This window comes from Mycobacterium sp., from assembly GCF_049683935.1.
Taxonomy (GTDB): domain Bacteria; phylum Actinomycetota; class Actinomycetes; order Mycobacteriales; family Mycobacteriaceae; genus Mycobacterium.
Map to the genome: position 1 here is coordinate 1 of NZ_JBAUJR010000452.1, position 9,147 is coordinate 9,147.

Consider the following 9,147-nt stretch of genomic DNA (forward strand, 5'->3'; position numbering starts at 1 on the left):
ATGGTATCGGCCGTGAGGCCGGGTGGCGGCCGCTCGCTGCGACTCCTGCGGCTCCTGCGACTCCAGCGGCGGTGCGTTCGGCGGCGGTGGCTCGCTCGAATTCGGCGACGGCCCCGAAAACGTGGAAGATCATCCGGCCGCCGGGGGTGGTGGTGTCGAGACCTCGTTGGGGAGTGGAGTTCGACGCCGCGGTCCTGGAGGTCGCTGGCGACGGCGAGCAGGCGTGGGAGCGATCGGCCGAGGCGGTCGAGCCTCCACACCATGAGCACGTCACCGCGGCGGGCGTAGTCGAGCAGCACGGCCAGCTCGGGGTTGTCGTCGCGAGCACCGGATATGTGTTGCGTCCAAACCGTTCGGCCCCAGCATCCGTGAGCGCCTTTGCCTGCATGTCGGGGGACTGGTGCAGCGTCGAGCCTCGGGTGTATCCCAGCAGCATCACCGGCAGGTTCTCTCTCGTTGACGTGAGCACGGGATTCGGACCCAACCGCGACGCTTGGGGCCCGGGCGGGAGCCATCTGTGTCTTTAGGGGTGTGTCCGTTCCTCACGGTCTGGGACATGATTCTGGGACACCCGACTGACATTTCTGCCCAGGTCGCAGATGCCGTGTTCAGACTGTCGCTCAATAGGTTGTTAGACGGAACCGTCCGTCGGCCGCGAAATCAGTCTCCTCATTGCCAGGGTTCATCTGTTGGTGAGGGCGGCGAGGTCGTTGGGGATGGGCATGGGTGTCATGAGGCCCGCTGCGGCGCGGCCGGTGTTGCCGATGGGATAGCGGCCGGTCAGTGAGCCGGGGGCGGCGACGATGGGGCGTAGGACTTGGCCGAGGGCTTCGCGGCGGTCGTGTTGGCGCAGCGCGAGTGTCAGCATCGCGGCGTGGTTGCAGGTGTGCAGCCACGGATCCGGTTGCGAGACGATGTGGGCGCGCTCCAGATGTCGCCACCGAGTCGCAGGGTCGGTGGCGTGTTTCGCGGCGGTCATTTCACCTCGATAGACCTGGCGGGCCTGTGCACTGATTCATGGCATCGAGGTGGCTCCTGTCGTGCGGGTGAGCTGGTGGGGCTATCGGTGGTCGGCTCGGGTGGGTGCAGCTGTGTCGCTGGCGTCCGGTGGAGATCCGTCGGGGGCGCAGCAGTCGCAGCCGTGGTTGTCCTGCGCCGAGGCCGGCGCGACCAGGGGGAGGCTGATGCTGCCGGTGGCTGGGGGCGTGGACTGTTGGGGACTGCAGCAGGGGTCGTCGAGGACGGGTGCTGGGCCGATGTCGAGGGCATGAGTTGTTGATCGCGGTGGTGTCGCTGTCACGCCGGGCAGGGCGGTGATGCGGGCGGCGCGGATGGCGTTGAGGATGACGAACACTTCGGCGGTTTCGTGGATGAGGACCACGGTGGCCAGGCCCAGGACGCCGAACGCGGCCAGCGGTATCAGGACGGCGATGATGGCCAGCGAGAACGCGATGTTCTGCACCATGATTCGCCGGGCGCGCCGCGAGTGGGCCAGCACCTGGGGGAGGTGGCGAAGGTCCTCCCCCATCAGGGCGACGTCGGCGGTTTCGATGGCGACGTCGGTACCCATGGCACCCATGGCGATGCCGATGTCGGCGGTGGCCAGCGCGGGTGCGTCGTTGATGCCGTCGCCGACCATGGCGATCGGCCGGCCGTGAGCGATGGACGACAGCAGAGTGGCCTTGTCCTCGGGCAGCAGCTCGGAGTGCACGGTAGTGATGCCGGCTTCGGTGGCCACCGCCTGGGCGGTGCGGGTGTTGTCGCCGGTGAGCATCGCCACCGTAATTCCCAGTCGCTTCAGCAGATTGACGGCCTCGGCGGCTTCGGGGCGAAGTTCATCGCGCACGGCGATGGCGGCGACCGGCACGTCGTCGCGGGCGAGCACCACCACGGTGGCGCCGGCGGCCTGCAACCGCTCCACCTCGCCGGCGAGTGGTCCAGGCGATACCCAGGTGGGTTTCCCGAGGCGCAGCCGGTGGCCGTCGAGGTCACCGTGCAGGCCGTGACCCGGTACTGCGGTCACGTCGCTGGCAGCCGGCAAGTCCCTGGCGGCAGTCAGGATCGCCTGCGCGAGTGGGTGTTCGCTGCGCGCCTCGAGGGCTGCTGCCCACCTCAAGGCGTCATCGTCGCTGAAGTCGTCGGCGGCAATGACGTCGATGACGCGGGGCTGGTTGCGGGTCAAGGTGCCGGTCTTGTCCAGGGCGACGACCTTGATGCGGCCGAGTTCTTCGACCGCTGCGCCGCCTTTGATCAGGGCGCCGTGGCGGCTGGCGGCTCCGATGGCCGCGACCACGGTCAGCGGGACGGCGATCGCCAACGCGCAGGGTGAGGCGGCCACCAGCACCACCAGTGCTCGTTCCAGCCACAGCATCGGGTCACCGAACACCGCGCCCACCGCGGCGACAGCGGCGGCCAACGCCATGATCGCCGGTACCAGCGGGCGGGCGATCCGATCCGCGAGCCGCTGGCCGGCGCCCTTGCGTTCCTGGGCTTGCTCGACGATGTGCACGATCCGCGCCAGGGAGCTGTCGGCGGCCAGGGCGGTGACCTCGACTTCGATCGCTCCGCCGCCGTTGATGGCACCGGCGAACACGTCACTGCCCGGTCCGGCTTCCACGGGCACCGACTCGCCGGTGATCGCCGACAGATCCAGGCTCGTCTGACCGGACCGGATGGTGCCATCGGTGGCGGCCCGCTCACCCGGCCTGATCACCATGACGTCACCGATGACGAGATCGCCAGGAGCCACGGTGATTTCACTGCCATTCCGCAGTACCGAGGCCTTCGGGGGCACCAGCGACAACAGGGAGCGCAGCCCACGACGGGTGCGGCTGACGGCGTAGTGCTCCAAGCCTTCGGCGATCGAAAACAAGATGCCAAGCAGGGCGGCCTCGGCGAACTGACCCAGGGCGACCGCGCCGATCGCGGCGATCGTCATCAACGTGCCGACCCCGATGCGGCCATGTCGCAGGTTGCGGACCGCATCGGGCACGAAGGTGCTGGCGCCGGCGACGACGGCAGCCAGCTCGACGGCGTGCGCGACACCCTCGTAGCCGAGTCGCCCGACGATCCAGCCCGCGGTGAGCAGGACTGCAGCCAGCGCCGCGAACTGCACTTCCCGAACTTGCCAGAGTCTTTCGGGACCGGCGTCGGGTTCGGCGGCACCCTGCGGCCCGCAGCATGCATCAGACACGATCGGGTTCCTTTCGAGCAGCCGCCGTGTCAACGCCGGTCAGCACCGCGGCGGTTAACTGGTGGCCGCGCTCGGTGAGCTGGTACATGACCAACTTGCCTTGACGCCGCGAGGACACCAGCAACGCGTTCTTGAGCTGGCGCAGGTGATGGGACACCAATCCCTGCGACAGTCCGACGACCCAGGCCATGTCGCAGACGCACAACTCGTCGCCGGCTGCGAGTGCGGCTGCAATGGACAACCGGGTCGCATCGCTCAGGCCGCGCGCCGCTGCCGCGGCGGCGGCGATGGTGGCGCTGTCGGGGACCGTGGCGCGGATGGCTTCCGCGTGGGGCAGGTCCAAACAGAGAAGATCGCAGGTATCCACCGGTTCGCTCATATTCATATACTAAAGTACGTTGATATGAATATGAAAGGGCTCGGAGCGATCCTGACCAACACCCGCGTTCTGCTGACTGTCTTCGTCATCGTGGTGGCAACGATCGGGACCGCGGTGTTCCTCTCGGTCCGCGACAACGGTTCGGAGCCCGCCATTGAGCTGGATGGGTCAGCCGGACAGACTGTCCGGGAGAACAGCCACCGGCTCAACGATGTACCTGACAGCGACGTCTACTTCGTCGAGTTCCTCGACTTCGAGTGCGAAGGCTGTCGCGCGGTGTATCCCGCCATCGAGCAGCTGCGCGCCGAGTATGGCGACCGGGTGAACTTCGTGCTGCGCTACTTCCCGCTTCCGGGGCACTTCAACGCTGAGCGCGCGGCACGCGCCGTCGAGGCTGCCGCCCAGCAGGGCCAGCTCGAAGCGATGTACCGGAAAATGTATGAGACACAGGCGGAATGGGGCGAGCGGCAGGTACCCGCCGATGACGTGTTCCGTGGGTTCGCCCAGCAGCTCGGCCTGGACATGGGAGCCTTCGACGCGACCTACAACGACCCGGCCACCCTGGAACGCATCCAACTCGACATCGCCGACGGCACCGCACTCGGCGTGCAAGGCACCCCCACCTTCTTCCTCAACGGCGAACGCATCCAACCGAAGAGTTACGACGACCTAGCCGCCGCACTCGACCAAGCCTTGCAGCGCCGATAGCAAGCAATCGGGACTTGCATCTAGAGAAACAAGGTCGATCACATCTTGTCTCGCATCCTGAGTGCCACCGGTTGGCCTTCTCTACGGCGACGTTCGTTCTACTGCAACTAAGTCCGGCCCCTAGGTAGCGCCGCCGATGCACCGCGACGCTAGGCTTTTTCATAGATTGCGGGCGGACGCCAAAGCTTCACAGATTGTGGGCGGACGCCAAAGCTCTCTTCCCAGCTGTGACGGCTTGTTGAAAGTTTGAAACTTTCGCGCAAATTCCTGCGAATCGTTGGCGACTAGGGGTTTGTCTTCGTGGCGACGCCGGGTTCGTCGTGACGGCCAGCGGCGGGTGCTGCGCTGAGCGCTGCAGTGGCGGCGAGCACTGCAGCGAATGCCAGTAGCGCCGGGGTCAGGGCGGTGGCGGCGGCGACAGCACCAACGAGCAGCGGCCCCCCGGCATCTCCGAGTTCGCGGCCCACCTCGGCCGATCCCATGGTTTGGCCGAGCCGTTCAAGAGGGGTGGCCGCGGCGAGAGCAGCGAAACCGATCGGGGTGACGACACCCACCCCGATGCCGATCAAGATAGCGGCGATGACCAGGCCGCTGATCCCCGGTATCAGCACCGCCCCAGCGCCTGCGGCAGCAAGCAGCAGGCCGGCACTCAAACCGGTGCGGTCCCCGATACGGCCCTCATCGCGAACGCGCCCTATCCGGGGTTGGACCACAGCGGTCGCCGCTGCTAACACCGACACGACCGCCCCGGTGAGAAGTGGGCTGAGCCCACGACCAGCGCCGATGACCGGCAAGAAGCCCACGCCTACCGATAGTGCTGCGGTGGCCGCGGCCAGTGCGAGGGTGGGCCGCAAAAAGCCCGGGCTGGCGAGTCGGCGGCCCAGGTCGACTACCGTTTGGCGGCCCCGTGGTAGCGGTGCCACCGTCGGGACCATCAGCAGTGCCCACACTGCGACTACCACTCCTAGTGTGGCCAGGGTGGCGAAGAGCAGGGTGTAGCCACCGAGCGTGATGAGCACCCCGCCCAGCAGCGGCCCCAGGGTGTAGCCGAGTCCTTTCCAGGCACCGTAGCGACCGAAGCCGCGGCCTTGTGCCCCAGGCGGGGTCAGCCGCGACACCAACACCCCGGCGGCGGGGGAGAACGCCGCTGCGGCGGCGCCCTGTGCGAATCGGGTCACGCCCAGCCATGCGGGGTCACCGGCGATGACGAACGCAGCGGATGCCGCGGCGAATGCGATCAACCCGCCGAGCAGGACTGGGCGGGCGCCGATGCGGTCGGCCAACGACCCGAATACCGGCTTGAGGAGGACTTCGGCTCCGTCGTAGATGGCCAGCAGCAGGCCCAGGGTGAGCAGCGATGCGTGTGTGCCGTCGGTATAGCCGCCCAGGCTGGCGGCGATGCTGTGCGCGCCGAACGCGGTGACGAACCCCGCCCCGTACAGCGGCATCAACTGACCCCGAGTTCCCCCGGCACCGGGATTGGTCGAGTCTGACGTGCTCATCGGCCCGCACCGGCGGCGGTGAATCTCATAGCTGGTGTAGCGCAGTAAAGACGAGCTCGGTGTAGTCAGCGAGGCGTTCAGTGCAGTGTTTGAGCTGCTGGTTCGCCTCGGCCGCCGCAGGGGCGCCGAACACGTCACGCGCCGTCAGCTCGCGGTGCCAGCGGCGCAGCCGCTCTAGGCTGTGCTCTTCTTCTTCCAGTTCCGCGATCGTGAACTTTTCGATCCGGATCTCCTTGTCAATCTCGGCGTCGAACTTGGCACAATCAGCAGTGAACTCAGCCCACTCCTCACTCCGCTCCACTGTGAAAAGGGCTTCCAGCCGAGCAGCGTCGGCCTCATTGCGGCCAGCCGCGTACAGCACCATCACCTCTCCGTCACCACGTTCAGCTAGCTCAGCGGTTCGAGCGATCCCATCGGCGAACACCGGAGCATCCGGCACCGCCCACACCCCCTGCCCCAACAGAAGGGCCCCGGCCCGACGCAGCTCACGCCACACCGCCACCCGATGTCGCGAAGGCTCCGCAGGCATCCGCACCACCAGAACCAGCCATCGCACCGCCCCCTTAGTCACAAATATAAATGTATCAGCCGTTACATCCACCAAACAATCAAACTCATCACACGCCCCGAGCGCATGAACGGGTGTTTCTGTGTCTTCGCCGAGCCACATTGGCGATGGGGGCCTAACTGAATGCGCGCTGCCATGATCAGTCCTGCCGTTGCCGTTCTCGTTACTAGAGAAACGAGACAGGGCCGCTGGGCCTTGGGTGACGCTCATATACCACCAGGTCACGGTGTCTCACATCTTGTCTCACACCGTCGTGTCTCAGATCTGGACTGTCGGGGGTCGGTGAGACAGTCATGGCATGACGGCGATCCTTGGTTATGCCCGAGTCAGCACCACCGGCCAAGACCTCGACGCACAGCTGGGCGGGCTCGCGGCCGCCGGCGTCGAGTCGGGCCGGATCTTTACCGACAAGCTCTCGGGGTCAGCCAGAACGGATCGCCCAGGACTTGCTGCACTGCTCGACTACGCGCGAGCCGGTGACACCGTTGTTGTGGCGGCAATCGACCGGCTTGGACGTTCGGTCGCTGAAGTCACCCGCACCATTGCCGATTTGGGCGAACGTCAAATCATGCTGCGCACCCTGCGGGAAGGAGTCGATACCGCCACCCCTGCGGGCCGCGCCGTAGCAGCCATCATGGCGACCCTCGCTGAACTCGAACTCGAACTAGGCAGGGAGCGCCGAGCCGCATCCCGCCAGTCCCGCCGTTCACGGAAGCTACCGGCCACTAAGCCACCCAAGCTCAGCCCCGAACGTCAGCAACAGCTGCGACGCCTGGCGGCGACGGGGGAACCGGTCACCGAGCTCGCGGCTGCATTTGGGATCGGACGGGCAACTGCCTACCGATATCTCGCCAATCACCAAGCGGCGCAGCAGAATGCCTGAGCCCGCGTGGAAGCTCGGCGTCTTGGCCGGCGTGGCCCAAGTGCTTGCCGACACCCAGGGCGGCCTCACCGGAAGCCAGATTGGCCAGCTACTGGGCCGGCTTCACATGGAAGACCCCGGCGTCGGCCTCACGAAGTGGAAGCGGCTGGAGGAGGCATTCGTCCGCCGGCAGAACACCGACGGTCATCCACAACGGATCATCACATTCATTCAGCACGCGATGGACCCCGCCAACTACGTCAACAGCCCCGAGCTATTCACACTGCGTCAAGACCAGCTCGACCAGGTTCTGACTTTCGTCGGTCTCCGCGTTGAAAACGACGGCAAGATTCATCGCGGGCCTCGGTCCTCCACCCTCGATGAAGCATCTCGCAACGCGACATCATTACAGGCAGAGCTACGACGACGAGACAGCCACAGTGAGGTGCTGCGCTACTGCACGGTGGAGCTGCTCAAGAAGGACAACTTTCACGCTTCACTGGAGGCGACGAAAAGCGTGTTCGAACGAGTCCGGCAGATGTCCGGTTCCAGCGGCGACGGTGCCGCGCTAATCGATGCGACCTTATCCCTCGGTAAGACGGGTGTGCCGATCATTGCCATCAACGGGCTGGCCTCACAAACCGATCGCGATGAACAGACGGGCTTCGCCAATCTCATCAAAGGTCTCGCTGGCATGTTCAGGAATCCAGTGGCCCACGATCCTCGTGTCCTACGAGCGGTCACTGATACCCAGCTCCTCGAACTGGTGACGGCGCTGTCGATGGTGCATCGCCGCCTCGATGCCGCGACAATCAATCGCCAGTCGACGCGCTGATCAAGTGGCCGTAGGGCTCCCGCATAGCAACCACTGCAGGTATCGCCCGGTGTCTGAGTCCCAGGCCCTTCGTCGGTCGATGGTGCCGATAAATTCGTCGAACGCCTCGGGGATGAAGCCTTCCTGCAGCAGCTCCAGCCGGATCAACTGATCGTCGTCGGGAACGTAGTCGGTCATCGGAGGTGGTAGACGGAACCACAGGTGGCGGCCCTGCCTACCAGGCCACCGTGGGTCGACGTATTGGTTGACCTCTGCGAGGTCTATGCCGCCGAACTGGTTGCCGTAGTAGTCGACCTGGGCGAGGTAGGGATCGTCGTAGGGGCATTGATCGACGATTTGCACCCGGTGAGCCCGCGCCAGAGAGCGCACGGCCCGGTGCGCGCTCACGCGATGACTACGCGGCTCCCCGAATGTGACTAGGCCAAGGAGATCGATTGTGTACCAACGCCATCGCGTGGCAATGTCAACTTGTTCTGGCCCCGCGGTGACGGCCGAATTGGCCCCACTTGACGGGGTTCATGTTGGTGGTCCTGGTGGCTGATCTCGACGTGGTGCTAAGGAGTCTGGTTGGTCTCGCTGGTCACTTAGCGGAGGATCCCGGAGTTGCATGCGTGCGGCGTCGGGTTCGGGCAAGGATCGTGGTCACCAGCGGGGCCGGTCGGTGGCGGCGGTCAGGGCATCGTAGGCGGTGTCGAGTTGTCGTTGGCGGCGCCGGTTGGGTTCGTGGTTGGATTCGGCAGCTAGTGCGTCGATCAGTTCGTCGAGTTCAATGTCGGTCAGCGCAAGATGCAGCTCGTCGTTGAGTCCGCGGATCGCGAAAACTGCTCTCTGGCAGTCATTGTCGAGAAGGGGCAGGGTTCTCAGGATCGCAGCGGTGTCAGCGTCGATGGTGATGACGTCGCGCGGTTGAGCCGCGGTCAACTGCTGGCGGCGCAGGTCATAGAGTGATCCGACCCAGTTGCTGATGGTGCCGTCGTCACCGCAGTGACTACAGCGCCAGCCGATGGGTTGATCAGGATCGGGGCAGACCACCATGATGCGGCCCGGGCAGCGGCGGTTGGCGGGTCGGCGCCGGCACGGCAGGGCGGTTTCCCACGGGG

Annotated in this window: 10 protein-coding genes and 1 pseudogene; 3 read left to right on the forward strand and 8 right to left on the reverse strand. The window is 65.8% G+C overall.

What is annotated here, in order from left to right:
- The 4 genes and pseudogenes from WA965_RS25255 to WA965_RS25270 all read right to left on the reverse strand — a co-directional run.
- A pseudogene (locus WA965_RS25255) lies at window positions 1-515 on the reverse strand (recombinase family protein); the annotation flags it as partial.
- Window positions 516-682: 167 nt separating this feature from the next.
- Window positions 683-1,015, reverse strand: a complete 333-nt coding sequence (locus WA965_RS25260; RefSeq protein ID WP_526301113.1) for a DUF3703 domain-containing protein — start codon at window positions 1,013-1,015, stop codon at window positions 683-685.
- Between the two features lie 45 nt (window positions 1,016-1,060).
- The gene (locus tag WA965_RS25265; protein ID WP_526301085.1) at window positions 1,061-3,193 is read right to left on the reverse strand and encodes a heavy metal translocating P-type ATPase; all 2,133 of its coding nucleotides are present in this window, start codon (window positions 3,191-3,193) and stop codon (window positions 1,061-1,063) included.
- Window positions 3,186-3,572, reverse strand: coding sequence for an ArsR/SmtB family transcription factor (locus WA965_RS25270; RefSeq protein ID WP_526301083.1), 387 nt, complete (start codon window positions 3,570-3,572; stop codon window positions 3,186-3,188). The genes WA965_RS25265 and WA965_RS25270 overlap by 8 nt, the downstream gene beginning before the upstream one ends.
- Before the next feature lie 24 nt (window positions 3,573-3,596).
- Between WA965_RS25270 and WA965_RS25275 the strand changes: the two genes are divergently transcribed.
- A complete protein-coding gene (locus WA965_RS25275) occupies window positions 3,597-4,280 on the forward strand; it encodes a DsbA family protein (protein WP_526301081.1) in 684 nt (227 codons plus the stop codon).
- A gap of 284 nt (window positions 4,281-4,564) precedes the next feature.
- On the opposite strand, the gene WA965_RS25280 is transcribed toward WA965_RS25275, so the two are convergent.
- Both WA965_RS25280 and WA965_RS25285 read right to left on the reverse strand, forming a co-directional pair.
- Window positions 4,565-5,782 carry an MFS transporter gene (locus WA965_RS25280; RefSeq protein ID WP_526301080.1) on the reverse strand — a complete coding sequence of 406 codons (1,218 nt, stop codon included), beginning with the start codon at window positions 5,780-5,782 and terminating at the stop codon, window positions 4,565-4,567.
- A gap of 25 nt (window positions 5,783-5,807) precedes the next feature.
- Window positions 5,808-6,311: a Chromate resistance protein ChrB gene (locus tag WA965_RS25285; protein WP_526301111.1), complete on the reverse strand. Its 504-nt coding sequence runs from the start codon at window positions 6,309-6,311 to the stop codon at window positions 5,808-5,810.
- A gap of 337 nt (window positions 6,312-6,648) precedes the next feature.
- On the opposite strand from WA965_RS25285, the gene WA965_RS25290 reads away from it, so the two are divergent.
- Both WA965_RS25290 and WA965_RS25295 read left to right on the forward strand, forming a co-directional pair.
- Window positions 6,649-7,233, forward strand: coding sequence for a recombinase family protein (locus tag WA965_RS25290; protein WP_526301078.1), 585 nt, complete (start codon window positions 6,649-6,651; stop codon window positions 7,231-7,233).
- Window positions 7,226-8,047, forward strand: coding sequence for a TIGR02391 family protein (locus WA965_RS25295; protein ID WP_526301076.1), 822 nt, complete (start codon window positions 7,226-7,228; stop codon window positions 8,045-8,047). Before WA965_RS25290 ends, WA965_RS25295 begins: the two co-directional genes overlap by 8 nt.
- On the opposite strand, the gene WA965_RS25300 is transcribed toward WA965_RS25295, so the two are convergent.
- Both WA965_RS25300 and WA965_RS25305 read right to left on the reverse strand, forming a co-directional pair.
- Window positions 8,048-8,434, reverse strand: a complete 387-nt coding sequence (locus WA965_RS25300) for a hypothetical protein (protein WP_526301074.1) — start codon at window positions 8,432-8,434, stop codon at window positions 8,048-8,050. It lies immediately after the preceding gene.
- 255 nt (window positions 8,435-8,689) lie between these two features.
- The coding region (locus WA965_RS25305) for a hypothetical protein (RefSeq protein ID WP_526448186.1) at window positions 8,690-9,147 on the reverse strand (458 nt) is incomplete at its 5' end.

Excerpts from the sequence above, each read along its gene's own strand:
- WA965_RS25270 (WP_526301083.1), bottom strand. The coding sequence starts at position 3,572 with ATGAGCGAACCGGTGGATACCTGCGATCTTCTCTGTTTGGACCTGCCC.
- WA965_RS25275 (WP_526301081.1), top strand. The coding sequence starts at position 3,597 with ATGAATATGAAAGGGCTCGGAGCGATCCTGACCAACACCCGCGTTCTG.
- WA965_RS25280 (WP_526301080.1), bottom strand. The coding sequence starts at position 5,782 with ATGAGCACGTCAGACTCGACCAATCCCGGTGCCGGGGGAACTCGGGGT.
- WA965_RS25285 (WP_526301111.1), bottom strand. The coding sequence starts at position 6,311 with ATGCCTGCGGAGCCTTCGCGACATCGGGTGGCGGTGTGGCGTGAGCTG.
- WA965_RS25290 (WP_526301078.1), top strand. The coding sequence starts at position 6,649 with ATGACGGCGATCCTTGGTTATGCCCGAGTCAGCACCACCGGCCAAGAC.
- WA965_RS25295 (WP_526301076.1), top strand. The coding sequence starts at position 7,226 with ATGCCTGAGCCCGCGTGGAAGCTCGGCGTCTTGGCCGGCGTGGCCCAA.